This window comes from Ruegeria sp. MALMAid1280, assembly GCF_049195285.1.
GTDB lineage: Bacteria > Pseudomonadota > Alphaproteobacteria > Rhodobacterales > Rhodobacteraceae > Ruegeria.
Genome location: NZ_JBMIRT010000045.1, coordinates 61,808 through 86,297, shown reverse-complemented (window position 1 = coordinate 86,297; position 24,490 = coordinate 61,808). Strand labels below are relative to the sequence as shown.

22 protein-coding genes and 1 riboswitch are annotated in these 24,490 nt (G+C 61.2%); of the genes, 8 read left to right on the top strand and 14 right to left on the bottom strand.

Annotated elements, in window-relative coordinates; all coding sequences use genetic code 11:
• The 5 genes from thiS to dnaK all read right to left on the bottom strand — a co-directional run bounded on the left by thiS (window position 1) and on the right by dnaK (window position 5,447).
• The gene (gene thiS, locus ACOQFT_RS09375) at window positions 1–195 is read right to left on the bottom strand and encodes a sulfur carrier protein ThiS (protein WP_421597673.1); all 195 of its coding nucleotides are present in this window, start codon (window positions 193–195) and stop codon (window positions 1–3) included.
• The gene (locus tag ACOQFT_RS09370; protein WP_421597672.1) at window positions 179–1,156 is read right to left on the bottom strand and encodes an FAD-dependent oxidoreductase; all 978 of its coding nucleotides are present in this window, start codon (window positions 1,154–1,156) and stop codon (window positions 179–181) included. Before ACOQFT_RS09370 ends, thiS begins: the two co-directional genes overlap by 17 nt.
• Entirely contained in the window at window positions 1,153–1,956 is an 804-nt protein-coding gene (gene thiD / locus ACOQFT_RS09365) for a bifunctional hydroxymethylpyrimidine kinase/phosphomethylpyrimidine kinase (RefSeq protein ID WP_421597671.1), read from the bottom strand. Before thiD ends, ACOQFT_RS09370 begins: the two co-directional genes overlap by 4 nt.
• Before the next feature lie 44 nt (window positions 1,957–2,000).
• A riboswitch (TPP riboswitch) is annotated at window positions 2,001–2,107 on the bottom strand.
• A gap of 200 nt (window positions 2,108–2,307) precedes the next feature.
• Window positions 2,308–3,462, bottom strand: a complete 1,155-nt coding sequence (dnaJ, locus tag ACOQFT_RS09360) for a molecular chaperone DnaJ (protein ID WP_421597670.1) — start codon at window positions 3,460–3,462, stop codon at window positions 2,308–2,310.
• 74 nt (window positions 3,463–3,536) lie between these two features.
• A complete protein-coding gene (gene dnaK / locus ACOQFT_RS09355) occupies window positions 3,537–5,447 on the bottom strand; it encodes a molecular chaperone DnaK (RefSeq protein ID WP_421597669.1) in 1,911 nt (636 codons plus the stop codon).
• Between the two features lie 212 nt (window positions 5,448–5,659).
• Here dnaK and ACOQFT_RS09350 point away from each other — a divergent pair, with 212 nt between their 5' ends.
• Window positions 5,660–6,262 (top strand): alpha-ketoglutarate-dependent dioxygenase AlkB family protein, encoded by a 603-nt coding sequence (locus ACOQFT_RS09350; RefSeq protein WP_421597668.1) that lies wholly within the window; start codon window positions 5,660–5,662, stop codon window positions 6,260–6,262.
• Here the strand turns inward: ACOQFT_RS09350 and ACOQFT_RS09345 are convergent.
• Window positions 6,259–7,080 carry an ABC transporter permease gene (locus tag ACOQFT_RS09345; RefSeq protein WP_421597667.1) on the bottom strand — a complete coding sequence of 274 codons (822 nt, stop codon included), beginning with the start codon at window positions 7,078–7,080 and terminating at the stop codon, window positions 6,259–6,261. The genes ACOQFT_RS09350 and ACOQFT_RS09345 overlap by 4 nt on opposite strands.
• Window positions 7,081–7,202: 122 nt before the next feature.
• Here ACOQFT_RS09345 and cysQ point away from each other — a divergent pair, with 122 nt between their 5' ends.
• The 7 genes from cysQ to ACOQFT_RS09310 all read left to right on the top strand — a co-directional run bounded on the left by cysQ (window position 7,203) and on the right by ACOQFT_RS09310 (window position 15,198).
• The gene (gene cysQ / locus ACOQFT_RS09340) at window positions 7,203–8,000 is read left to right on the top strand and encodes a 3'(2'),5'-bisphosphate nucleotidase CysQ (RefSeq protein ID WP_421597666.1); all 798 of its coding nucleotides are present in this window, start codon (window positions 7,203–7,205) and stop codon (window positions 7,998–8,000) included.
• Window positions 8,000–8,800, top strand: coding sequence for a 3-deoxy-manno-octulosonate cytidylyltransferase (locus tag ACOQFT_RS09335; RefSeq protein ID WP_421597665.1), 801 nt, complete (start codon window positions 8,000–8,002; stop codon window positions 8,798–8,800). Before cysQ ends, ACOQFT_RS09335 begins: the two co-directional genes overlap by 1 nt.
• Before the next feature lie 68 nt (window positions 8,801–8,868).
• On the top strand, window positions 8,869–9,852 hold the full coding sequence (gene galE / locus ACOQFT_RS09330; protein ID WP_421597664.1) for a UDP-glucose 4-epimerase GalE: 984 nt from the start codon (window positions 8,869–8,871) through the stop codon (window positions 9,850–9,852).
• Between the two features lie 7 nt (window positions 9,853–9,859).
• Window positions 9,860–10,897 carry a glycosyltransferase family 2 protein gene (locus ACOQFT_RS09325; RefSeq protein WP_421597663.1) on the top strand — a complete coding sequence of 346 codons (1,038 nt, stop codon included), beginning with the start codon at window positions 9,860–9,862 and terminating at the stop codon, window positions 10,895–10,897.
• A 165-nt stretch (window positions 10,898–11,062) separates the two neighbouring features.
• Window positions 11,063–12,049, top strand: a complete 987-nt coding sequence (locus ACOQFT_RS09320; RefSeq protein WP_421597662.1) for a glycosyltransferase family 2 protein — start codon at window positions 11,063–11,065, stop codon at window positions 12,047–12,049.
• The gene (locus ACOQFT_RS09315; RefSeq protein ID WP_421597661.1) at window positions 12,046–13,746 is read left to right on the top strand and encodes a beta-1,6-N-acetylglucosaminyltransferase; all 1,701 of its coding nucleotides are present in this window, start codon (window positions 12,046–12,048) and stop codon (window positions 13,744–13,746) included. The genes ACOQFT_RS09320 and ACOQFT_RS09315 overlap by 4 nt, the downstream gene beginning before the upstream one ends.
• A gap of 6 nt (window positions 13,747–13,752) precedes the next feature.
• Window positions 13,753–15,198 (top strand): nodulation protein NodH, encoded by a 1,446-nt coding sequence (locus tag ACOQFT_RS09310; protein ID WP_421597660.1) that lies wholly within the window; start codon window positions 13,753–13,755, stop codon window positions 15,196–15,198.
• Here the strand turns inward: ACOQFT_RS09310 and ACOQFT_RS09305 are convergent.
• The 8 genes from ACOQFT_RS09305 to ACOQFT_RS09270 all read right to left on the bottom strand — a co-directional run bounded on the left by ACOQFT_RS09305 (window position 15,182) and on the right by ACOQFT_RS09270 (window position 24,425).
• The gene (locus ACOQFT_RS09305; RefSeq protein WP_421597659.1) at window positions 15,182–15,700 is read right to left on the bottom strand and encodes a L,D-transpeptidase family protein; all 519 of its coding nucleotides are present in this window, start codon (window positions 15,698–15,700) and stop codon (window positions 15,182–15,184) included. The two genes, ACOQFT_RS09310 and ACOQFT_RS09305, sit on opposite strands and share 17 nt — an antisense overlap.
• A gap of 56 nt (window positions 15,701–15,756) precedes the next feature.
• Window positions 15,757–16,542, bottom strand: coding sequence for an ion transporter (locus tag ACOQFT_RS09300; protein ID WP_421597658.1), 786 nt, complete (start codon window positions 16,540–16,542; stop codon window positions 15,757–15,759).
• Between the two features lie 20 nt (window positions 16,543–16,562).
• Complete coding sequence (locus ACOQFT_RS09295) at window positions 16,563–17,792, bottom strand: class I SAM-dependent RNA methyltransferase (RefSeq protein WP_421597657.1); 1,230 nt, start codon at window positions 17,790–17,792, stop codon at window positions 16,563–16,565.
• A 48-nt stretch (window positions 17,793–17,840) separates the two neighbouring features.
• A complete protein-coding gene (locus ACOQFT_RS09290; protein ID WP_421597656.1) occupies window positions 17,841–19,673 on the bottom strand; it encodes an ABC transporter ATP-binding protein in 1,833 nt (610 codons plus the stop codon).
• Window positions 19,670–21,508, bottom strand: a complete 1,839-nt coding sequence (locus tag ACOQFT_RS09285; RefSeq protein WP_421597655.1) for an ABC transporter ATP-binding protein — start codon at window positions 21,506–21,508, stop codon at window positions 19,670–19,672. Before ACOQFT_RS09285 ends, ACOQFT_RS09290 begins: the two co-directional genes overlap by 4 nt.
• 199 nt (window positions 21,509–21,707) lie before the next feature.
• Window positions 21,708–22,862 (bottom strand): CCA tRNA nucleotidyltransferase, encoded by a 1,155-nt coding sequence (locus tag ACOQFT_RS09280; RefSeq protein WP_421597654.1) that lies wholly within the window; start codon window positions 22,860–22,862, stop codon window positions 21,708–21,710.
• Entirely contained in the window at window positions 22,859–23,464 is a 606-nt protein-coding gene (locus ACOQFT_RS09275) for a CoA pyrophosphatase (protein WP_421597653.1), read from the bottom strand. Before ACOQFT_RS09275 ends, ACOQFT_RS09280 begins: the two co-directional genes overlap by 4 nt.
• Window positions 23,448–24,425, bottom strand: a complete 978-nt coding sequence (locus tag ACOQFT_RS09270; RefSeq protein ID WP_421597652.1) for an Hsp33 family molecular chaperone HslO — start codon at window positions 24,423–24,425, stop codon at window positions 23,448–23,450. The genes ACOQFT_RS09275 and ACOQFT_RS09270 overlap by 17 nt, the downstream gene beginning before the upstream one ends.
• Window positions 24,426–24,490: the final 65 nt, after the last annotated feature.

Here is a 24,490-nt window from a genome sequence, read left to right as displayed (position 1 = left end):
TCAGCCCCCCTGCATCGGCGCAACGACCTCGACCCGGTCGCCGGCGGTCAATGTGTGGGCCATGCGCAGCCCCGAGGGCACGAAATCCTCATTCACGGCCGTTGCCACCCGCCCCGAGAATCCGCATTCGACCAGCAGCTCCGAGAGGGTTCCGGCCTGCACCTCGCGCAGCTCGCCATTAAGCACGATCTTCATCGACCATCTCCGAATGTTTGTTGTCCAGCACCAGATCCGCCACGCCCTGCGCCAGCGCCGGAGCCAGCAGATAGCCGTGGCGATAGAGACCATTGGCATAGATCGTGCGCCCCAGACGCCGAATACGCGGCAGGTTGTCGGGAAAAGCCGGACGCAGATCGACGCCGATCTCCAACACCTCGGCCTCTCCGAACGCGGGGTTGAGCGCGTAAGCTGCGCTGAGCAGTTCCAACATCGACCGCGCGGTGATGCGGCTGCTGTCCTCGCTTTCGATCATCGTCGCGCCCAGCATGTAGACGCCGTCACCACGCGGCACGATGTAAAGCGGCATTCTTGGATGCAACAGACGCACGGGCCGGGCCAGGGTCACGTCCGGGCAGCGGATCACCAGCATCTCACCCTTCACGCCGCGCAAATCGTGCAGCACCTCGCGGGCGTGCAAACCCCGGCAGTCAATTGCATTTTCAAGCCGCGAAGGGGCGAGTTTGCGGTGGAATTCGACGCCGTGGTCCAGCAGTTGCCCATAAAGGTCCCGCAAGGCCCGGCGTGGGTCCAGATGGGCTTCGTTCGTGAAATAGAGACCCTTGGCGAATCCGTGCAAATCAGGCTCTAATTGAGCGATTTCGGGTTGAGTGACTTCGCTATACCCCTCGGTCCGGCGGGCAAACCGACGCAGATCGGGCAGGTCGCGCGGGTTGGCGACAACCAGCGTACCCTGCTGCTCCACTGGCGTGCGCGCCGCCCACCAGTCCAGCGCCGCTTGCCCCAACCTCAGCACAGGTTCCTCGGCGTTTTCATACTCACACCACGGGGCCAGCATACCGCCCGCCCACCACGAACACCCATGCGGACCCGGAGGGCCAGCGGGATCAAAAACCTGAACCTTGGCACCGCGCGAGACAAGCTCGCTGGCCACGGCCAAGCCGGCCACGCCGGACCCTATGACCGGCCAGACCGTCACGCGGGCCAGACCCGGTGGAAGTGATGCACCGGCCCGTTCCCCTGCCCGACCATCAGACCGTCCGCCCGGGCGATCGCCCCCTGCAGATAGTCCTGCGCCTGCGCAGCGGCATCAATCAGGCCAAGCCCCCGAGCCAGCCCCGCCGCAATCGACGACGACAAGGTGCACCCTGTACCATGCGTGTTTCGCGTCTCGCGTCGGAGGGCGGTGAACTCGGCCATCAGACCAGAGGCATCGACCAGCAGATCATGGCAGACGACCCCGCGACCATGTCCCCCTTTCATCAGCACCGAACCTGCACCCAGCCCGCACAAGGCCAGTCCCTGCGCAACCATCTGGTCGGACGTTTCGGCCTCGGCACTATCCAACAAACAGGCGGCCTCGGGCAGGTTCGGGGTCAGCACCGTCGCGCGTGGAACAAGAATATCGCGCAAAGTCTGCACGGCGTCCTGCGCCAGCAATGCATCCCCGGATTTGGCAATCATCACCGGGTCCAGCACAACCGGGCCATCAAACCCGGCAATGGTCGCCGCAACCGTCTGTATGATCTCTGGCGTCGCCAGCATCCCGATCTTGATCGCACCGACGTCCAGATCGGTCAGAACCGCCTTGATCTGGGCGGACACCACATCCAGCGGAATCCCATGCACCGCTGTCACGGCCCGGGTATTCTGCGCCGTCACCGCCGTGATCACGCTGGCGCCGTAGACGCCCAATGCGGACATCGCCTTGAGATCCGCCTGTATCCCGGCCCCGCCGCCACTGTCCGAGCCCGCAATAGTCAGGGCAATATGCGCCATATCGTTGCTCCATCAAAAATGGGCAACGCAGCATGGAAAACGTCTGTGCATGTTAGACCGTTCCCTACGCCGGTATTGCCCGGATCAGGTTCGATGGGTTAGCGCATTCACGCCTCTCAGCCCCTTGATCGGGGCACCCCAACGGTTGGGGCGACAATCTCAGGCGTGGTCGAAATATTCAAGGGGATTTTGCGGGGCTCTGCCTCGCGCTCCGAGGTAATTGGGCCAGATGAAGAGCGGATCCCCTGCTTCATCTGGCTGAAAATATCCCGGGGGAGGCGCCCGAAGGGCGACGGGGGCAGAGCCCCGAAGCAAATGGCCGCCCCAATCGGTGCGGCCTGTTTTGTTGTATCAGCCTTTCATCCCGTCCCAAAAGGACTTGACGGATGAGAAAAAGCTGTTTGATTCCGGGTGGTTATCTTCACCCATATCATCGAACTCTTTCAGCAACTCTTTCTGGCGACTGGTCAGGTTGACCGGTGTTTCCACGGCCAGTTCGATGAACATGTCACCAACACCGCCACCGCGCAGGGCAGGCATGCCCTTGCCGCGCAGGCGCATCTGACGGCCCGATTGGCTGCCAGCCGGTATCTGCACGCGGCCGCGTCCACCGTCGATGGTCGGCACTTCGATCGATCCGCCCAGCGCAGCCTTGGCCATGCTGACCGGTACGCGGCAATACAGGTTCACGCTGTCACGTTCGAACAGCTTGTGATCCGACACTTCGACAAAGATATACAGATCACCCGGAGGGCCACCGCGCATGCCGGCCTCGCCTTCGCCCGCAAGGCGAATGCGGGTGCCGGTTTCGACGCCGGCGGGGATGTTCACGGACAGCGCGCGTTCTTTTTCCACGCGGCCTGCGCCGTTGCAGGACTTACAGGGGTTCTTGATGATCTGCCCCAGACCAGAACAGGTGGGGCAACTGCGTTCAACGGTGAAAAATCCCTGCTGCGCGCGGACCTTGCCCATGCCGGAACAGGTCGGGCAGGTGGTCGGCTCCACGCCGCCTTCGGCACCCGAACCGTCACAAGCCGAACAGGCCACGGCCGCAGGCACGCTGATGGTTTTCTGCAGGCCCGAGAACGCCTCTTCCAGCGTTACACGCAGGTTATAGCGCAGGTCCGACCCGCGTGCGGCACGACGGCCGCCACCGGCGCCACCGCGCTGGCCACCCATGAAATCGCCAAACAGATCGTCGAACACATCCGAGAACGCGCTGGAAAAATCGCCCTGACCAAAGCCGGCACCGGGACGACCTCCGCCACCGCCCATGCCGTTTTCAAAGGCAGCATGGCCAAAACGGTCGTACGCGGCCTTTTTGTCGGCATCGCGCAGCACGTCATAGGCTTCGTTCGCTTCCTTGAACTGGGCCTCGGCATCCGGGTTGTCCTTGTTGCGGTCGGGATGCAATTCCTTGGCCTTCTTGCGAAAGCCTTTCTTGATCTCGTCCGCCGATGCGCCCTTGGACACGCCGAGCACATCGTAGTAGTCGCGTTTTGACATCAGTGTTTCCTTCTGCCTCAACGTAATCGGGCCGGCCCGGCAACCGGACCGGCCCGCATTGGCCCGGTTACCCGTTAGTTACGCTTGTCTTCGTCCAGATCTTCGAACTCGGCGTCGACGATGTCGTCATCACCGGCCGGAGCTTCATCAGCTGCCGCAGGCTCATCCTCGGCTTCCTCGGACTGCGCCTTGTAGATGGCTTCGCCCAGCTTCATGGCCGCTTCGGTCACGTTCTGAATGCCGGACTTGATCTTGTCGGCGTTCTCGGTTTCCAGCTCGTCCTTCAGCGCGGCAATCGCCAGCTCGATGGCTTCGATGGTGGTCGGGTCGACCTTGTCGGCATGTTCTTCCATCGACTTTTCGGTCGAATGGATCAGGCTTTCCGCCTGGTTCTTGGCGTCGACCAGCTCGCGGCGTTCCTTGTCGGCTTCCGCGTTCTCTTCGGCGTCCTTGACCATCTTGTCGATATCCTCGTCGGACAGACCGCCCGATGCCTGGATGGTGATCTTCTGCTCTTTGCCCGTGCCTTTGTCCTTGGCCGAAACCGAGACAATGCCGTTGGCGTCGATATCAAAAGTCACCTCGATCTGCGGCATACCGCGCGGCGCGGGCGGGATGTCTTCGAGGTTGAACTGACCCAGGATCTTGTTGTCCGCAGCCATTTCGCGTTCGCCCTGGAAACAGCGGATAGTCACGGCGTTCTGATTGTCCTCGGCGGTCGAGAAGACCTGAGACTTTTTCGTCGGGATCGTGGTGTTGCGGTCGATCAGACGGGTGAACACGCCACCCAGCGTTTCGATGCCCAGCGACAGCGGGGTCACGTCCAGCAGAACCACGTCCTTGACATCGCCCTGCAGAACACCGGCCTGAATGGCGGCGCCCATGGCAACAACTTCGTCCGGGTTCACACCCTTGTGCGGCTCTTTGCCGAAGAATTTGGTGACCTCTTCGATCACTTTCGGCATCCGGGTCATACCACCGACCAGAACAACTTCGTCCACGTCAGCAGCCGACAGACCAGCGTCTTTCAGAGCAGCCTGGCAAGGCTTCATCGACTTCTTGATCAGGTCGCCAACCAGCGATTCCAGCTTGGCACGGGTCAGTTTCATGACCATGTGCAGCGGCTGACCGTTGGCACCCATCGAGATGAACGGCTGGTTGATTTCGGTTTGCGAGGTCGAGGACAGCTCGATCTTGGCTTTTTCAGCGGCTTCTTTCAGACGCTGCAGGGCCATCTTGTCTTGCGACAGATCGACACCGTGTTCCTTTTTGAACTCATCCGCCAGGTAGTTGACGATGCGCATGTCAAAGTCTTCACCACCCAGGAAGGTGTCACCGTTGGTCGATTTGACCTCGAACAACCCGTCGTCGATTTCCAGAATGGTCACGTCGAAAGTACCACCACCAAGGTCATAGACCGCGATGGTTTGGGTTTCTTCCTTGTCCAGACCATAGGCCAGCGCGGCAGCGGTCGGTTCGTTGATGATCCGCAGCACTTCGAGACCAGCGATTTTACCGGCGTCTTTGGTGGCCTGACGCTGGGCGTCGTTGAAATAGGCCGGAACAGTGATGACCGCTTGCGTGACTTCCTCACCCAGATAGCTCTCGGCGGTTTCCTTCATCTTGCCCAGAGTGAAGGCCGAGATCTGGCTTGGGGAGTATTTTTCACCGCGGGCTTCCACCCACGCGTCGCCATTGCCGCCATCAACGATGGCATACGGCACCATTTTCTTGTCTTTTTCGACTTCGGCATCATCCACGCGACGACCGATCAGACGCTTGACGCCAAAGATCGTGTTGTCGGGGTTGGTGACCGCCTGACGTTTTGCAGGCTGACCGACCAGACGCTCATCTTCGGTGAAGGCGACGATCGAGGGCGTGGTCCGCGCCCCTTCGGCGTTTTCGATGACCTTCGGCTGCGAGCCGTCCATGATAGCCACACACGAGTTGGTGGTTCCGAGGTCAATCCCGATTACTTTTCCCATATGTTCAATCCCTTTCTCTTCAAGGCGATGTCCGAGGTCCGGACCCGTTACGGCACCCGGCCCCGATCTGATATGCGCGAACGGCCCTACACCATCGCGCGTCCCGGCGTATATAAGGGCGGGATGAGAGGCCTGCAAGCGTTGTAAAACGCAGGTTTTCGGGAATCTGCAGCCTTTTTGGCAAGGTTTTGGTTAGGATTGGGGAATCTTGAATGGCGCGGCTGCTTTTGCGCGGATTTGATATCAGAAAAGCCTGGCTGGATGCCTCTGCGCAGGCGCAGCTGATCGGGCTTTTGCGCCCGATTCTGAAATCTGCCCCCTTGTTCCGGCCGGTGACTCCGTCGGGCAAGGCGATGTCGGTGCGCATGACCTCGGCCGGGCCTTTGGGCTGGGTGACCGACAAGGCCGGGTACAGGTACCAGCCGCAGCATCCCAAAGGGGTCGACTGGCCCGCTATCCCCGATGCCGTGCTCGATATCTGGCGGGCACTGGCCAGCCCGGATCGAGACCCGGACTGCTGTCTGATCAACTATTACGGCGAAGGGGCCCGGATGGGGCTGCATCAGGACAAGGACGAGGTCGATTTTTCCTGGCCGGTGCTGTCAATCTCGCTGGGCGATGACGCGCTGTTTCGCATTGGCAACCAGACCCGCGGCGGCAAGACCGAGTCGATCTGGCTGAGCTCGGGCGATGTGGTGATCATGGGCGGCCCGGCCCGGCTGACCTATCACGGCATCGACCGTATCCGGTTCGGGTCCTCGAAACTGCTGCCCAAGGGCGGCCGGATCAACCTGACCCTGCGGGTGGCAGGCTAGCGGCGCGCGCTCCAGCTTTGCGATACGTGCTGGCGCGAGAAGAAAATACCAAGCAGCCCGATCAGCAGCAGCGCAAGCCCCACCCAAAGTGCATATTCCCAACTGGTGTTGCGCGGATAGTAGTTGCGAAACACGAAGCCCCGGCACTGGTCGATGATGTGAAACAGCGGGTTCCACGCGAACATGGCCAGCGTGGCACCGCCCAGCGCATTGGCGACGAACATCTTACCTGAAAAAATCATGTTCAGACGCCGATATATGTTGTTCAGAATCGTGGAAACCGTCGGCAACCAGGGCTTCAGGGCCATGAACACCACGCCAACGGAACAGCCGGTAAACCAGGCCAGTATCAACATCGCAAAAGCGCCGCCGGGGTCCTGAATCTCGAGCGGGGCCACTGTGACACTGTAGAGAAACAGGATCACGATGATCGTGACAACCTGCGTATAAAGCGCACCGAACGCGGTCGCCAGCAACATGACCATCATGTTCATTGGCGAGTGCAGCATCATCGGGTTACCCCCGACACTGACCCCCGACACTATGCCGACCGATCTGATATGCGTCAGGAACAAAAACACACCGGACAAAAGATACAGAATGAACTCTCCACGGATTCTGGCGATGCGCGGACCCAGGAAGGACATGATCGTGTAAAACACGGCCACCAGCGCCAGGACTTGCAGGATATTGATCAGGATCGCCAGCACCGCGTTGTGATGCTGTGATCGCACGCTGCGGACAACCGCATGGAAAATAAGCTCGGCGGTTGTGAACGCGCCACCCAGTAGTGTCCGGTTTCGCTTGAAATAATACACCTGACGCGTCTTTCCCGTTTTTTCGCCTGCAATCTGCCACGAATTTCTTGCCGATCCGTAACCGGCACATCATAAGGCCGTCAGGATATTCGATCAACAAATCACAGGAACGGAGCTTTTTTGTGACCTATGACGCCCTCATTCCCGTCATTCGACGTCTGGCCCTGGAAGCGGGCGACAAGATCATGGAGATCTACAATTCGGATGATTTCGACGTCAAAGTCAAATCCGACGACAGCCCCGTGACCGAAGCGGATGAGGCCGCAGATGCGTTGATCTCGGCCGGTCTGCGCGAGGCCTTTCCCGACATTCTGCTGGTAACCGAAGAGCAGGCTGCCTCGCATTCGGAAAAAGGCGATACGTTCCTGATCGTCGATCCGCTGGACGGCACCAAGGAATTCATCAACCGCCGCGGCGATTTCACGGTGAATATCGCGCTGGTGGAAAATGGCGTTCCGACCCGTGGCGTGGTGTATGCCCCCGCCAAGGGGCGGATGTTCTATACCCAGGCCGATGGTCAGGCGGTCGAGGAAACCGGAGCGCTGGACAAGGCGCAGGCCGGGGATGTGACGCCGATTTCAGTCTCTGAACCGGACAATTCCGCGCTGTTGATCGTGGCGTCCAAATCACACCGGGATCAGGCGACCGAGGATTACATCAACAAGTACCAGGTGCAGGACAGCAAAAGCGCGGGATCGTCGCTGAAGTTCTGTCTGGTCGCCACCGGCGAGGCGGATCTGTATCCCCGCGTCGGCCGCACGATGGAATGGGACACCGCCGCAGGCCACGCGGTTCTGGCCGGTGCCGGCGGCAAGGTGGTCCGTTTCGACAACCACGAACCGCTGACCTATGGCAAGGACGGCTATGCAAACCCGTTCTTTATCGCCTACGCTCCGGGCGTTGAGCTGAAGGAGGCCTGATGTCTGTTCTGATCGCCACTCCCGCCCGCTACGCCTCGACCCGCTATCCGGGCAAACCGCTGGTGCCGCTGACCGGGGCCAGTGGCAACGCCATGACCCTGATCGAACGGTCCTGGCGCGCGGCCTGTTCGGTTTCGGGCGTCGACAAGGTGGTTGTCGCCACTGATGACGACCGCATCCGCGAGGTCGCCGAAGGTTTCGGCGCCGAGGTGGTGATGACCTCGGAAACCTGCGGCAACGGCACCGAACGCTGCGCCGAGGCCCATGAGGTGCTGGGCGCAGGGTATGACATTGTGGTCAACCTGCAGGGTGACGCGCCGCTGACCCCGCACTGGTTTGTCGAAGATCTGGTTGCCGGTCTGCGCGCGGCCCCCGATGCCGGTGTGGCCACGCCGGTTCTGCGCTGCGACGGCGACGCCCTGAACAGCCTGCTGAACGACCGCAAGAACGGGCGTGTCGGTGGCACCACAGCCGTCTTCGCCGCCGATCACAGCGCCCTGTATTTCTCGAAAGAGGTCGTCCCCTATACCGCCGAAACCTATGGCGGGGACGACGCCACCCCGGTCTTCCACCATGTTGGCGTCTATGCCTATCGCCCCGATGCGCTGGCCGCCTATCCCACATGGCCCGTTGGTCCGCTGGAGAAACTGGAAGGGCTGGAACAGCTGCGCTTCATGGAGAACGGCCGCAAGGTTCTGTGCGTCGAGGTCGAGGCCAAAGGCCGCCAGTTCTGGGAGTTGAACAACCCGCAGGACGTCCCCAAGCTTGAGGAAATGATGGCCGCCATGGGGTTGGAGTGAGGTCTTTCCGTTAACCGCCACACGCCTGACGGCAGTTCCGTGCACAAATTTTTAATCTGGAAGAATAGATGACCAACATTCTTGTAACCGGCGGCGCCGGGTATATCGGATCGCACGCCTGCAAGGCGCTGGCGCAGGCAGGCTATACGCCGGTGACCTATGACAATCTGATCACCGGTTGGCAGGACGCGGTGAAATTCGGCCCGTTCGAGCAGGGCGACCTGCTGGACCGCGCCCGGCTGGACGAGGTTTTCTCCAAGCACAAGCCCGCCGCCGTGATGCATTTCGCCGCCCTCAGCCAGGTCGGTGAGGCGATGTCCGAGCCCGGAAAATACTGGACCAATAACGTCACCGGTTCACTGTCCCTGATCGAGGCCGCCGTCGCCGCGGGCTGCCTGAACTTCGTGTTCTCATCGACCTGCGCCACCTATGGCGAGCATGACAATGTGGTGCTGGACGAAGACACGCCGCAAGAACCGCTGAACGCCTATGGCGCCTCGAAACGCGCCATCGAGGATATCCTACGCGACTTTCAGGCCGCGCATGGACTGAACCACGTGATCTTCCGCTATTTCAACGTCGCCGGGGCCGACCCCGAGGGCGAGGTGGGCGAATTCCACCGTCCCGAGACCCATCTGGTGCCGCTGATGCTGGACGCCATCGACGGAAAGCGCGACGGTCTGACCGTGTTCGGCACCGATTACGACACGCCCGACGGCACCTGCATCCGCGACTATGTGCATGTCTGCGATCTGGTCGATGCGCATGTGCTGGGGCTGAACTGGCTGGAGCAGGGCAAGGGCAGCCGGGTGTTCAATCTGGGCACCGGCTCGGGCTTTTCGGTGATGGAGGTGATCGGCCATTCGAAATCCGTCACCAACCGCGAAGTGCCCCATTCCATCGGCCCCCGCCGCGCCGGGGATTGCACCAAGCTGGTCTCGGGCTCGGTCCGCGCCGGGGAAGAGTTGGGCTGGACGCCAAAAAGGTCTACGTTGGATAAAATGATCGGCGATGCCTGGCGTTGGCATCAGAACGGCAATTTCGAGAAGTGAGCCGCAAGTGACCCATCCCGCAATCGATATGCTTCCCCCCATCGGATGGGTGCAGCAATACCGGTTGCGCCTGAAACGGCGGCGGCTGCTGTGGCGATCCTTTCGCAGCCGCCATCAGCTGACCTGCCTGAACGATCTGACCGCGCGGATCAGACCCGGTGCCATTCTGGCCTTCACCACGCTGCGCAATGAAATTGCCCGGCTGCCCTGGTTCTTCCGCCACTATCGCGCGCTGGGCGTGGATCACTTTCTGATCGTGGACAATGACAGCGATGACGGCTCGGTCGAGTTTCTGCGTGATCAGCCGGTTGTGTCGCTGTGGCAGACCCCTGCCAGCTATCGCGCCGCACGATACGGGCTGGATTGGCTGACCTGGCTGCAAATGCGCTATGGGTCCGGTCACTGGACCCTGATGGTGGATGCCGATGAACTGCTGATCTATCCCGAACACGACAGCAAATCCCTGCAGGACCTGACCGCAGGTCTGGACCGCCAGAACCGCACCGGTTTTGGCGCGCTGATGCTGGACCTCTATCCCAAAGGCCCGCTGGGCGCGCAAAGCCATGACCCCGAGACCGACCCGACCGAGGTTCTGAACTGGTTCGATCCCGGCCCCTATCGGGCACAGCGGCAAAGCCCGCTGGGCAATCTGTGGGTTCAGGGCGGCGCGCGCGAACGCATGTTTTTTTCCGACCGACCGCGCCATTCGCCGACGCTGAACAAGATCCCTCTTGTCCGGTGGTCGCGCCGCTATGCCTTTGTGAACTCGTGCCATTCCGCCCTGCCCCGGCACCTGAACGCGGCCTATGACGGGCCGGACGGCGCGATCCCGGCGGGCGTGCTACTGCACACCAAGTTCCTGCCCGAAGTGGTCGGCAAATCGAAGATCGAAAAAGCGCGGCGCCAGCATTTCCACGATCCCGACCAGTTTGCGACCTATTATGATTCAATCGCCAATGGCCCCGACATGTGGACCCCCCGATCGGTCCGCTATGAGGGATGGGAACAGCTGCAGCAGATGGGCCTGATGGGGAAAGTTTGCTGAAAAGCCGCATATGTGACTAACGACTTTTAAAGGCGTTGCCACCAAAGATGCAAAGGTGGCATAAATCGGCAATTGCCCGGCACCACTCTGGATCATCCAGCCCCGGGTATGCTCGCGTAACAAAAAGGGCAGAGCAACCGCGTGAGCCTTTTGGATTCATACCGGATGAGATTGCGGCGCAAGCGTCGCCTTGCGCGTTGCCTGCTGAAACGGCGGCAGCTGATGCCGGTGACCGACAAGACCGCCAATATCCGACGCGACGATGTGTTGTTGATGAGCGTGCTGCGGAACGAAAAAATCCGCCTGCCCTATTTTTTGGACTATTACCGCAAGCTGGGCATCACCCATTTTCTGTTCGTCGACAATGACAGCGATGACGGCTCGCGCGAGTATCTGGCCAGTCAGCCCGACGCCTCGGTCTGGCACGCACGGGCCAGCTACAAACGGGCCTCGTTCGGGCTGGACTGGTCGAACTACCTGCTGCGCAAATACGCGCATGGACATTGGGTTCTGACCGTCGATCCGGATGAGTTCTTCATCTACCCGTTCTGCGACACCCGCCCGATCCGCGCCCTGACCGACTGGCTGGACGGCTGTGCGGTGCGCAGCTTCGGCACCATGCTGATCGACATGTATCCCCAAGGACCGGTGGACGCGGAACCCTATCGCGCCGGGCAGGACCCGTTTCAGATCGCCCGCTGGTTCGATTCCGGCAACTACATGATCACGAAAAACCCGGATTACGGGAACCTGTGGATTCAGGGCGGTCCGCGCGCCCGCGTGTTTTTCCGCGACACGCCGTCGAAGGCGCCGGCGCTGAACAAGATCCCGCTGGTCAAATGGGACCGGCGCTATGTCTATGTCAGCTCGACCCATTCGCTGCTGCCGCGCGGGTTGAACCAAGTCTATGACGAATGGGGCGGCGAAAAGACCAGCGGCGCATTGCTGCACGCCAAGCTGATCAGCACGCTGGGCGAAAAAGCCCGGGAAGAGATGTTGCGCCGCCAGCATTTCCGCCGCTCGGGCGAATACCGGGCCTATGCTGAGGGGTTGGAGGCCCAGCCGGTATTCTGGTGCGACCGGTCAGAGAAATTCATCAACTGGCGGCAGCTTGAGATTCTGGGCCTAATGTCGAAAGGAAACTGGGCATGAGCCGCCCGGGCGTTGTCATGCTGGTCCACACAGCTCTGCATCGGGCCGAGCAGGTGGCGCGCCATTGGACCGTCGCGGGATGCCCGGTGGTGATCCATGTGGACCGCAAAGTGCCCGCTCAGGTCTATTCCGAATTCGTCACCTCTTGCGCCGACGATCCTCTGATCCGGTTTTCCGACCGCCATGTCTGCGAATGGGGTGGGTGGGGCATCGTTGCCGCCTCGCAATCCGCAGCGGAAATGATGCTGAACACCTTTCCGGACGTGCATCATGTCTATCTGTCTTCGGGTGCCTGCCTGCCGCTGCGTCCGGTGGAAGAACTGACCGGATATCTTGCGGACCGGCCCCGCGTCGATTTCATCGAAAGCGCCACCACCGCCGATGTCAGCTGGACCATTGGCGGGCTGGATCATGAACGGTTCACCCTGCGGTTTCCGTTTTCCTGGCGCAAGAACCGCAAATTGTTCGATGCCTATGTGAAGCTGCAACGCGCCACCGGCATGCGCCGCAAAATCCCTGACGGGCTGGTGCCCCATATGGGCAGCCAGTGGTGGTGCCTGACCCGCCAGACCCTCTCGGCCATTCTGCAGGATCCACGGCGGCAGACCTATGACCGCTATTTCCGGCGTGTCTGGATTCCGGATGAAAGCTATTTCCAGACGCTGGCGCGGCTGTATTCCACCCATATCGAAAGCCGGTCCCTGACCCTGTCCAAATTCGACTTTCAGGGGCGGCCCCATATCTTTTACGACGACCATCTGCAGTTGCTGCGGCGCTCCGACTGTTTCGTGGCGCGGAAAATCTGGCCCAACGCGGACCGGCTATATCAATCCTTTCTGACCGATCAGAACAGCGCCATGCGACCGGCCGAGCCCAATCCGGGCAAGATCGACCGTGTATTCTCCAAAGCGGTCGAGCGTCGGACCCGCGGGCGCGACGGGCTGTATATGCAAAGCCGCTTTCCCCGTCACGGCAGCGAGAACGGGCTGACCTCATTCCCCTATTCGGTGTTTCAGGGCTTTACCGAACTTTTCGAAGGGTTCGAACCCTGGCTGGCGGAAGCCACCGGCGCGCGCGTACATGGGCATCTGTTCGGCCCCGAACGTGCCGAGTTTGCCGACGGCGAAACCATCACTAACGGAGCCCTCAGCGATTGCGCCGTTTTGCGGGATTACAACCCGACGGCCTTTGTCTCGAACCTGATCTGGAACACGCGGGGCGAGCGGCAATGTTTTCAGTTTGGCCCCGCGGACACGCAACAGATCAACTGGTTTCTGGCCCGGGACAGGAACGCGCAGATCTCGGTCATCACCGGCGCCTGGGGGATCCCGCTGTTTCGATCGAACAGGAATTTTGCCGACATCCGCAACGAGGCCGCCCGCCTTCAGCAGATCGAGACCAAACAACTTGAGGTTCTGAACTCGGTCTGGACCAAGGCGCAGGTGCGCACCTGGTCGCTGGCAGAGTTTGTCGAATCTCCGATGGAGCCCCTGCAGACGGTGATCGAGGAAATCGGCACCCCGCGCGCCAGCCATCTGACCGAGGCGCCGATGATGGTGGATCTTTCGGGCTTTGGGAAATTCCTGCAAAACCTCAAGAATCAGGGGATGCACCCCTATCTGATGGGCGATTTTCCCTCCGATGACGTGTTTGGCGCGCGCAGCCGGCCGTTCAAGAAACCCTATCTGGTGCAATAGGCTGTGATGACAACCCGTATTGACTATTTCATCGTTCTTGCTGCGATGCGCACAGGGTCCAACCTGCTGGAGTTCAACCTCAATGCGCTGGACGGCGTCACTTGCCATGGTGAGGCGTTCAACCCGCATTTCATCGGCCGCCTCAAATCAGAAACCCTGCTGGACGTGACGCTTGAGGAACGGGATGACGACCCGATGAAACTGGTTCAGGCGATCCGGTCCGCACCGGGTGAGCTCAACGGGTTTCGGTTCTTTCAGGGGCACGATCCACGTGTGTTAGAGCCTGTTTTATCCGATCCCCGCTGCGCCAAGATCATCCTGACGCGCAACCCGCTGGACAGCTACGTTTCGCTGAAAATCGCGCGCGAGACCAAGCAGTGGCAGCTGAAGAACATCAAACGCCGCCGCGAGGCACAGGTTGCGTTCGAGGCGCAGGAATTCGAGAGATATCTGGACCAACAGCAGGAGTTTCAACTGCTGCTGCTCAACGCGCTTCAAACCACCGGGCAGACGGCGTTTTACATCGCCTATGACGATCTGACCAATCTGGAGGTTTTGAACGGGCTGGCCGCATGGCTGGGGGTTTCGTCCCGGCTGACCTCGATCGACGATACGATCAAGCCGCAGAATCCCGAACCGGCCCTGTCAAAGGTGACAAATCCGGAACAGGCCGAGCAGGCGCTGGCCCGGATCGACAGTTTCAACCTGCACCGCACCCCGAATTTCGAGCCCCGGCGCGGACCTGCGGTTGTCACCTATGTCGCCGCTCCTGACACGCCGCTGATGTACATGCCGATCCGCAGCGGAATCGAGGGACCGGTGACTCAGTGGCTGGCCAATCTGGATGCGACCGAGCCCGACAAGCTGATCACCAATCAGAACCGAAAACAGACGCGACGCTGGCTGCAGGCCCATCCGGGGCATCGCAAGTTCACCGTGCTGCAGCACCCATTGGCGCGGGCGCATTCGGCTTTTTGTTCCTACATTCTCAGCACGGAACCCGGCGCCTATCTGAAAATCCGCAACATGCTGCGCAACCGGTTCAAGATCCCGATCCCCGGCCAGTTGCGCCAGAACAATTATTCGCGCGACCAGCATTATCAGGCGTTTTCGGATTTTCTTACCTTTCTGCGGCAAAACCTGGCCGGACAGACGCCGGTGCGGGTGGATGGCGTTTGGTGCAGTCAATCTCAGGTGCTTGCGGGGATGGCATCTTTTGCGTTTCCCGACCTGATCCTGCGCGAGGATGAAATCACCACCGCCTTGCCGAATCTGGCGCGCCGGATGGGGCATGACCATCCGCCGATACCCGACCTGACCGCTCCGGATGCTCCGTTCACGCTGGCCGAGATGTACGACGACACGCTTGAGGCGCTGGCGACGGATGCCTACCAGCGCGACTATATGCAGTTTGGGTTCGGGCCTTGGAAAGCGCTTACGGGCGCAGCGTGATCAGCGTGCCTTTGTTCACCATCGCATAGATCTCTTCGATCTCTTCATTCTTGACGGCGATGCAGCCCGCGGTCCAATCCGGCGTCTTTTTGGCGCGCTTCAGTTCCGACCGCTTTCTCGGCTGACCGTGAATGAAAATGTCGCCGCCCGGGTCTACACCGGCCGCCTTGGCCTGCGCGATGTCATTCGTGTTCGGATAGGAAATCCCCAGCGACAGGTGATAGCGGCTGTTGGGATTGCGGCGGTCGATCAGGTAGCTGCCTTCGGGCGTGCGGCCATCGCCGCGTTTGGTCTTGGTGCCCTGCGGCGCAAAGCCCAGATCGATCTTGTATTCCTTGAGGATGGTTTGATTGTGCAGAAGATACAGCTTCCGCGCGCCCTTGTTGATGACCAGGGAGGTCACCTCGGGGCCATCATAAGTCAGAAATCGTGGGCTGGCCGAGGCACAGGCCGAAAGACCCAGCGTTGCCATTGCGCCCAATCCAAATGCTCGACGATCCATATTTCACTGCCTGCTCTTTTTTTTCTGCATTATGCCAGAAATCGGGAAAACTGAAATCACTTTTTGCTGTGTGCGTGTTCGGTCAGGCGGCGTTCGATGCTTTCCAGCCGTTCCAGCACCTCGTCGCGATACGCGTCGGTTTTCACCTCATCTTCGGCATGGTGCGCATCCTGCATCGAGTTCACGATCAGACCCACCAGCAGGTTTACCACCGCGAATGTGGTCACCATGATGAATGGTACGAAGAACAGCCAGGCATAGGGGTACACCTCCATCACCGGGCGCACGATGCCCATCGACCAGCTTTCCAGCGTCATGATCTGGAACAGCGTATAGGCCGATTGGCCCAGATCGCCGAACCATTCCGGGAACGAGCCCGAGAACAGCTTGGTCGAGATCACCGCACCGATATAGAACAGGATTGCCATCAGCAGGAACACGCTGGCCATGCCCGGCAGGGCCGAGATGAAACCTTCGACCACGCGGCGCAGGCGGGGCGCCACCGAGATGACGCGCAGCACCCGCAGAATCCGCAGCGCCCGCAGCACCGACAGCCCGCCCGCGCTGGGGATCAGGGCGATGCCAACAACGATGAAGTCAAAGACGTTCCAGCCGTTCAGAAAGAACCGCCGTCCTGTTGCCAGCAGTTTCATCGCGATCTCGGCCACGAAGATAGTCAGGCAGATGCTGTCCAGCGTCACGATCAGAGGGCCGGCGGCCTCCATCAGGGTGGGCGATGTCTCCATCCCCAGCAAAATGGCGTTGAAGATGATGACCCCGGTGATGAACCGGCCAAAGATGGGATGTTCAATGAAGCCCAGCAGGCGTTGATTGAATCCCATAGTGATATTCTCCTGTGTGCTCATGCTGCGGACCCCAAGACAAACCGTGCGGCCAGTTCAGTGTGTGATGACCATCGAAATTGGTCCACCACCTGTACCCATTCAAGGGTGTAGCCCGCGTTAATCAGCGTTTTTGCGTCCCGTGCGAAAGTGACCGGGTTGCACGAGATATAGGCGATCACCGGACGCTGCGCCTGCGCCAGTTCGACCACCTGCGCCTCAGCCCCCGCACGGGGTGGGTCGATAACCACGGCATCGAAATTTTTCAACTCATCGGGCATCAAGGGTCGGCGGAACAGGTCGCGGGCCTCGGTCGTAACGCGCTTGAGGCCCTGCGCACGGCGCCAGCCCTGATCCAGAGCGTCGGTCATCGCGGCCTCACCTTCCACCGCGTGAACCTCGGCGGTTTCGGCAAGGGGAAGCGAGAAGGTTCCGCTGCCCGCGAACAGGTCAACAACCCGCTTTGCGCCCTGCGTGGCTTGCAAAACTGCCTGTAACAGAGCCTGTTCTCCGTCTTTCGTCGCCTGCAGGAACGCGCCCGGCGGCGGCACCACTCCGGCGGCTCCGAACTGCTGCTCCGGAGGCTGCCGCATGGCGATCACCTCTCCATCCCAGCTGAGCCGGGCCAGCCCGTGTTTCTCGGTCGCCTGCGCCAGCGCCAGTTCCAGCGGACCGTCCAGCGGCTTGCCTCCTTTGACTGCCACATCCAGCCCGCCCTCGGAAAGGGTCAGCGTCACCGCCAGCACGCCCTTGCGGCTGCCCCCCAGAACCGCCAGCGCCTCGGCCACCGGGATGGCGGCAATCAGCGCGGGGTCCAGCAAATGACAATCGGGAATTTCTGTGATCGTGTCGGAGGCACGGCCGTGAAATCCGGCCAGTGTGCCCTTTTTCGTCCGCCGCACCGCAATCGTTGCCCGGCGACGGGACCGGTCCGGTGAGGTGTGAATGGGCCGCATCGGGGCATCGAGCCCCTGCGCGGCCAGCGCGTTGCGCACCACCGCAACCTTCCAATCAGCCACGAAATCATCTGCGGCATGCTGCAATTGGCACCCGCCGCACGCCTTGTAATGGCGGCACGGCGCTTTGACCCGCTGGTCCGAGGGCTCCTCAACCCGGATATCGGTCAGCAACTGGGCAACCAGCGTGCCGCTGACCACCTCACCCGGCAGGGTGCGTGGTGCGTAAACGGGACCGTCGGCGATGCCGTCGCCCTGATGGCCCAGGCGGGTTATGGTGAACTGCTGCGTCATAGGCCGCCTGATACCGGGGCTTTGCCCGCAACAAAACCCCTCAGAGCGTTATTCCGCCGCTTCTGCCTGAATGAACCCGCCGGACTGACGGTGCCAGAACCGGGCATAGAGGCCACCCTGCTCCAACAGCGCATCATGGGTTCCGTTTTCCACAATCCGTCCTTCATCGAGAACAGCGATCCGGTCCATTTCGCTGAGCGTGGACAGGCGGTGCGCAATCGCCAACACGGTTTTACCCTGCATGACCCGGTGCAATGCCGCCTGGATCGACGCCTCGACCTCGGAATCCAGCGCCGAGGTCGCCTCATCCAGTACCAGAATCGGCGCATCTTTCAGAATGGCGCGGGCCAGGGCAATCCGCTGCCGCTGTCCGCCGCTCAACTTCACGCCCCGCTCACCCAGATGCGCGTCATAGCCCGTGCGACCATGGGCGTCCTGCAGGCTGAGGATAAACTCATGCGCCTCGGCCTTTTGGGCGGCGGCGATCATCTCGTCCTCGGACGCATCGGGGCGACCATACAGGATGTTCTCACGCGCCGAGCGGTTGAACATCGCCGTTTCCTGCGTGACCATACCGATCTGCCCGCGCAGACTGTCCTGCGTCACTTGGCCGACATCCTGCCCATCGATACGAATTGCGCCTTTTTCCCCGTCATAGAGCCTGAGCAGAAGCGACACCAAGGTGGATTTCCCCGCCCCCGAAGCGCCGACAATGCCCAGTTTTTCACCCGGATGAACGGTCATGGTCACATCGGACACGCCCCCAACATCGCGGCCATATGCAAAGCTGACATGGTCGAAATCAATCTGTCCTGTCGTCACTTTCAGGGCAGCCGCACCCGCCGCATCCTCTACCCGGTCGCGCTTGGCCAGCGTTTTCATGCCGTTTTCGATCTCACCCACATTGGCGTAAAGCCCCATCAGCGTGAAACTGACCCAGCCGGTCATCTGCGAAACCCGGATCGAGATCGCACCCGCCGCCACGATATCCCCCGCCGTCGCGATGCCGTTGCGCCACAGCAGCAACGTCGCGCCAATCAACAGAACCGGTAAAACGCCGGCTAGCACCATCAGGACAAAGCGGAAGCTGGCAGAGAGCTTGCCGAAAGCCAGCATCTTTTCCCGCAGATCGACCATCGAGGTCCGTGCGGCCTGATCCTCGAACGCGGAATGGGCGAACAGCTTGACCGTTTTGATATTGGTGATCGTATCGACCACCTGCCCCGACACCATCGCCCGCGCCCCGGCCCGCGCCGAAGACCGCACGCGGATGCGCGGCAGATACCAGCGGATCAGCAGGAAATAGACTAGCAGCCAAGCGGCAAAAGGCAGGATCACCAGCGGATGAATAGACCCTAACAAAAGCAAAGAACCCACAAGCGAGGCCAATGCAAACACAATCGCGCTGATCGTTTCCGACACCACCGAGGCCATCGCGTTCGACGTCTGCATCTGTTTCTGCGCGATCCGGCCCGCGAAATCGTCATCGAAATAAGTGACCGACTGGCCCAACGTCCAGCGGTTCAGCTTGGCCAGAACCAGCGGCGGGATGTTGGGCATGACGACATAGTTGTTCGAAAACGCCGAAAACCCGAAAAACACCGGGCGCAGCAGCATGAAGAACGCCGCCACACCGAGGATCGTCCACAGATTGCTGCCGGTCAGGATGCCTTCGGGCCCGCTCTCGGTCGCCAGATCGATCACCAGCCCCAGCATCCAGGCAGTTCCGGCCTCCATCGCGCCTGCCGTGGCCGAGAAAAACGCCGCGACAAAGATCACCGGCCAGGCGCCCGATAGGCACCAGCGAATAAACGCCCCCAGCGTTTGCGGCGGGGGCGTTTCAGTGTTCTTGAAGGGATCGATCAGGTCGGCAACCTTCATTCCGCAGCCTCCGTGTTCAGGAAGCCCCCAGATTGCCGTGCCCAGAACTGGGCGTAAAGCCCGCCCTGCGCCAACAACTCGGAATGGCCGCCCTGTTCGACGATCCGGCCGCCATCCATGACCAGAATGCGGTCCATCTGGGCAATTGTGCTCAGCCGGTGGGCAATGGCGATTACGGTTTTACCTTGCATCATGCCGTAGAGGGTCTCCTGAATCGACGCTTCGACTTCGGAGTCTAGGGCGGATGTCGCCTCGTCCAACAACAAGATCGGCGCGTCTTTCAGGATCACCCGCGCCAGCGTCACCCGCTGCCGCTGTCCGCCGGACAGTTTCACGCCGCGCTCGCCCACATGCGCGTCATAGCCGGTGCGCCCCTGCGGGTCTTGCAGGTCGAGGATGAACTCATGCGCTTCGGCCTGTTTGGCGGCGGCGATCATCTGTTCCTCGGTGGCATCGGGACGGCCATAAAGGATGTTGTCGCGCACCGAGCGGTGCAACAGGGCGCTGTCCTGCTGCACCATACCGATGTGGCTGCGCAGACTGTCCTGCGTGACGCTTGCGATGTTCTGATCGTCGATCAGGATCGCACCCTGTTCGACGTCGTAAAACCGCAAAAGCAGCTTGACCAGCGTCGATTTTCCGGCTCCGGACCGACCGATCAGGCCGATTTTCTCGCCCGGGTGGATGGTGAGATTGATGTGATCCAGACCACCGGTCTTGCGCCCGTAATGGTGTGATAGATTGCGGATGTCGATCTGACCTTTGGTCAGGTGCAGGGGCTTGGCATCAGCTGCATCCAGCAGATCGATGGGTTGGGCAATGGTCTCCATCCCTTCGGCCACGACACCCAGTTCCCGAAAGAAACTGGTGAGCGCCCACATGATCCACCCGGTCATCGCATTCAGTCGCAGGGTCAGCGCGGTGGCCGCCGCGACCACTCCGACCGAGGCACTTCCCTGCATCCACAGGGCAATCGCCCAGCCGACAACGCCGACGATCAGCAAACCGTTCAGCGTGACAAGAACGACGTCCATGATGGTGAAGATCCGCATCTCGATCTGAAAAGTACGGCGGGTTTCCTCGATGGCTTCGCGGGCGTAGTCCAGCTCTTGTTCGTCATGGGCGAACATCTTGACCGAGTGGATGTTGGTATAGCTGTCCACCACCCGCCCGGTCACCGCCGACCGCGCGTCCGAGGCTGCCTGCGACGCCGGACCCACCCGGCCGACCGTCCAGTGCACCAGCAAACCGTAAAGCACCAACCAGATCAGCAGCGGCAACAGCAGACGCGGGTCCGCCGCCATCAGCAGGATCGCCGCCCCGATCAGGTAGGCGATCGAAAAGGAAATGGCGTCAAACACCTGAAACACCGCCTCACCTGCGGCGGGCGGGGTCTGCATGATCCGGTTGGCGATGCGGCCGGCAAAATCGTTTTCAAACCAGCCCACCGATTGCCGCAGAACATGCTTATGCGCGCGCCAGCGGATCAGGGTTCCAAAGTTCGGCAGGATCGTGTTGTTCAGCAGCAGCACATCGACCACGTGCAGCATAGGACGCAGCAGCAGCACGAACACCGCCATCAGGATCAGCTCGGTGCCGTGCGCTTGCCAGATCGCGGCCGGTGGGCCGGACAACAGGTCAACAACGCGACCCATGTAGTAAATCAGACCGACTTCAACAGCCGCAACGATGACCGAGATCAGCGCCGCCCAGAAGAACACCCGCATGAACGGCCGGGAATAATCCAGCATGAACGGCCACAACCGCGTCGGCGGCGTGTCGGTTTCTTCATAGGCAACAAAAGGGTCAACGAGGTTTTCGAAATAGCGAAACATGGAGGGTGCTCCGATTGAGCAGGAAACTTCAGGACGTGCGAAAACAGATGGCGCCAGAACACCACCCTTACGGGTCAAAGTGTTCCGGCTTTAGCCGAACCAGATCCCGTAGTACATTCGCATGCCTCCCTCCAAATCAGGTAACACGCGAACGTAACCACACTATTCTTTATTTGTCATCCCTTTTTGAGACTTCGTCTCAGCCGCCCAGCAGGTCTTCGCGGGTCAGGGAAAACCCAGAGGCGATCCAGCGGGCCTCAAGCTCGGCCAGTTTCTTGCCCAGCGCGGGGCCGGTGAAACCGGGGATCAGGTCAGTGGCCTGAACCGGAAAATCGGCGACCGCACCCTTGCGCAAATCCTGACGCAGGTCTTCGGACCAGGGCTGCTCCAAAAAGGCGCAGCGCAGCAGGGTTTCGTGCATCCCGCCCTTTTCGCCATAGCGAAAGCCCAGTTCGGCAATGCTGGCGGTGCCTGAAGCCTCATCCCGCATCCGGGTCAGCCGCTGCAACTGTGCCCTGCTCAGGCGCAGGGTTTTGGCGATCTCGGGCGTGGCGATGGCGGCCAGACGGCGGATTGGCTCGGGCGCGGCCCCGGCCTGGTGTTCCAACGCGACCAGAGGCGCCAGAGACCGGTCCGCAGCCCCCGGAACCAACCGGGCCAGGACACCCGCCTGACGCATGGCCGCGACCGAGGGTGCGGGATCCGGTGCGCCCAGCAGTTTCAGCAGCTCGGCCCCGACCCGTTCGCGGGACAGACCGTCCAGACCGTCCAAATTGGTCGCAATTGCCGCCAGCGCGTCCGGGTCGAACCCGGCCTCGGCATCGCCATACCAGGCATGGAACCGGAAATAGCGTAGCGAACGCAGATAATCCTCGCGAATGCGATTTTCGGCAGTGCCGATGAACCGCACCCGCCGCGCCAGCAGGTCGGGCAGACCGTTCAGCGGATCCAGCACGGTGCCGTCGGGCCGGGCGTAAATCGCGTTCATGGTGAAATCGCGGCGTGCGGCGTCCTCTTCCACGGTGTCGGAAAATGCCACCACAGCCCGGCGCCCATCGGTTTTAACATCGCGGCGAAAGGTGGTGATCTCATGCGGGGCGCCGCCGCTGACCACGGTGATGGTGCCATGCTCGATCCCGGTGGGAATGGCCTTGAGACCCGCCGCCTGCGCCAGTTCCATCACCCGCTCGGGGTGGGCATCGGTGGCGATGTCGATATCCGAGACCGGCGCGCCCAGCAGGGCGTTGCGAACACAGCCACCCACAAACAGCGCCTGTGCCCCGGCCCCGGTCAGGGCCGCGCAAACCTTTTGTGTAGCCGGATCAGAAACCCAGCCTTCTGAAATTTGCGTCATTCACTCATCCGCGCTGCCAGTCCCCGCAACATCCGGGCCGTCGCGCCCCAGATGTAATAAGGACCGAACGGCACAGTATAATAATACCTTTTGTGACCCCGCCAGCGGCGCGATTCAACGATATAATTCGCGGGGTTGAGCACATGTGCAAGCGGAACCGAGAACACCTCATCCACTTCACCCGGCTCCGGGATCGGTTGGAACGGCGCGCGCAGGATCGCCACCACCGGTGTCACTGTAAATGAGGTGACGGTCTCATGGGTCGGCAGATGCCCCAGAATCTCGGGCAGGTCGGGCGGCAAACCGATTTCCTCTTGCGCCTCGCGCAGGGCGGTGGCGGTGACGTCCACGTCACCCTCATCCTGCTTACCACCGGGAAAGGCGATCTGGCCGGGGTGGTGTTTCAGGGCCGAGGAGCGTTTGGTCAGGATCACCCGCGGCGTGCCGGTCGCAACCGAGACCGGCACCAGAACCCCCGCCGGGCGCAGTTTGCGCCCCTCGGGCAGAACGGTTTCCGGGTTCAGGTCGAAATCGCTCGAGCCGGGACCGGGGCGGCTGAGCGCCGCCCGCAGCTGTTCGGTTGGATCAGGCGTCGTCCGCATCAAAGCCGACCGAGCCCGGTTCCAGCACGTAATGGGCACCGCAGAACTGGCAGTCGGCGGTCACCTTGCCCTCGGGCGTGGTCATCTTTTCGATGTCCTTGGCCGAATAGATCGACAGGCTTTGCCGCACGCGCTCCTCGGAACAGGTGCAGCCGAACTGCACCGCCTGCGCGTCATAGACCCGCGGCTGTTCCTCGTGAAACAGTCGGACCAGCAGGTCGGTGGGTGCGATCGACGGCCCGATCAGTTCCAGATCTTCGACCGTATCCAGCAAGATGTTGACGCGACCCCAGTTTTCGCCCTCTTCGCCATCCACCAGATCTTCGGCGGTCAGAATTTGGCCCTCGCCCTCGCTGGTCGCCACAAAGGGCGAGGCTTTGGGCATGTGCTGCAGCATGACCCCGCCCGCGCGCCAATGTTCGCCAACGCCCGGCTCGGTCGATTTACCAAAGCTCAGCGAGAAGCGGGTGGGCAGCTGTTCAGATTGCGCGAAATACGCCTCGGCACAGGCAGAGATCGATCCACCGGCCAGCGGCGTGATCCCCTGATAAGGCTGCGAGCCCTTGCCCTGGTCGATCATGATGGCGAAATAGCCCTCGCCCACCTGATCGAACGGTGCGCCATCGGTCAGGCGGTCGCGGTCGAAACTGGCATAGGCGCGGATGCGGGCCGGCTCGCCCTCTTGCTTTGGGGCATAATAGTCGGTCGCGATCATGCGCACCGGACCCTTGGACTGAACCTGCAACGACAGTTTCCAGCGCAGCGAAATGGTCTGGCCGATCAGCGCGGTCAGCAGGGCCATCTCGGCCACCAGCGCCTCGACCTTTTCCGGATAGTCGTGCTGCTTCAGGATGCCGTCGAGCACCCCATCCAGACGGGCCACGCGGCCGCGCATATCCGATATATCAAGTTGAAAGGGCAGGACGGTATCGTCCCACGCGATTTTCGTTCCAAGAGACATGGGGTTTCCTTACACGCCACAGGTTGGCATACCGCCAGCATATAGGTCGAACAATTCGGGTTGTA

Coding starts and splice junctions, on each gene's coding strand:
- thiS (WP_421597673.1), bottom strand. CDS start 195: ATGAAGATCGTGCTTAATGGCGAGCTGCGCGAGGTGCAGGCCGGAACC.
- thiD (WP_421597671.1), bottom strand. CDS start 1,956: ATGGCGCATATTGCCCTGACTATTGCGGGCTCGGACAGTGGCGGCGGG.
- dnaJ (WP_421597670.1), bottom strand. CDS start 3,462: ATGTCAAAACGCGACTACTACGATGTGCTCGGCGTGTCCAAGGGCGCA.
- dnaK (WP_421597669.1), bottom strand. CDS start 5,447: ATGGGAAAAGTAATCGGGATTGACCTCGGAACCACCAACTCGTGTGTG.
- ACOQFT_RS09350 (WP_421597668.1), top strand. CDS start 5,660: ATGGCGCGGCTGCTTTTGCGCGGATTTGATATCAGAAAAGCCTGGCTG.
- ACOQFT_RS09335 (WP_421597665.1), top strand. CDS start 8,000: ATGTCTGTTCTGATCGCCACTCCCGCCCGCTACGCCTCGACCCGCTAT.
- galE (WP_421597664.1), top strand. CDS start 8,869: ATGACCAACATTCTTGTAACCGGCGGCGCCGGGTATATCGGATCGCAC.
- ACOQFT_RS09320 (WP_421597662.1), top strand. CDS start 11,063: ATGAGATTGCGGCGCAAGCGTCGCCTTGCGCGTTGCCTGCTGAAACGG.
- ACOQFT_RS09315 (WP_421597661.1), top strand. CDS start 12,046: ATGAGCCGCCCGGGCGTTGTCATGCTGGTCCACACAGCTCTGCATCGG.
- ACOQFT_RS09310 (WP_421597660.1), top strand. CDS start 13,753: ATGACAACCCGTATTGACTATTTCATCGTTCTTGCTGCGATGCGCACA.
- ACOQFT_RS09305 (WP_421597659.1), bottom strand. CDS start 15,700: ATGGATCGTCGAGCATTTGGATTGGGCGCAATGGCAACGCTGGGTCTT.
- ACOQFT_RS09300 (WP_421597658.1), bottom strand. CDS start 16,542: ATGGGATTCAATCAACGCCTGCTGGGCTTCATTGAACATCCCATCTTT.
- ACOQFT_RS09295 (WP_421597657.1), bottom strand. CDS start 17,792: ATGACGCAGCAGTTCACCATAACCCGCCTGGGCCATCAGGGCGACGGC.
- ACOQFT_RS09290 (WP_421597656.1), bottom strand. CDS start 19,673: ATGAAGGTTGCCGACCTGATCGATCCCTTCAAGAACACTGAAACGCCC.
- ACOQFT_RS09285 (WP_421597655.1), bottom strand. CDS start 21,508: ATGTTTCGCTATTTCGAAAACCTCGTTGACCCTTTTGTTGCCTATGAA.
- ACOQFT_RS09280 (WP_421597654.1), bottom strand. CDS start 22,862: ATGACGCAAATTTCAGAAGGCTGGGTTTCTGATCCGGCTACACAAAAG.
- ACOQFT_RS09275 (WP_421597653.1), bottom strand. CDS start 23,464: ATGCGGACGACGCCTGATCCAACCGAACAGCTGCGGGCGGCGCTCAGC.
- ACOQFT_RS09270 (WP_421597652.1), bottom strand. CDS start 24,425: ATGTCTCTTGGAACGAAAATCGCGTGGGACGATACCGTCCTGCCCTTT.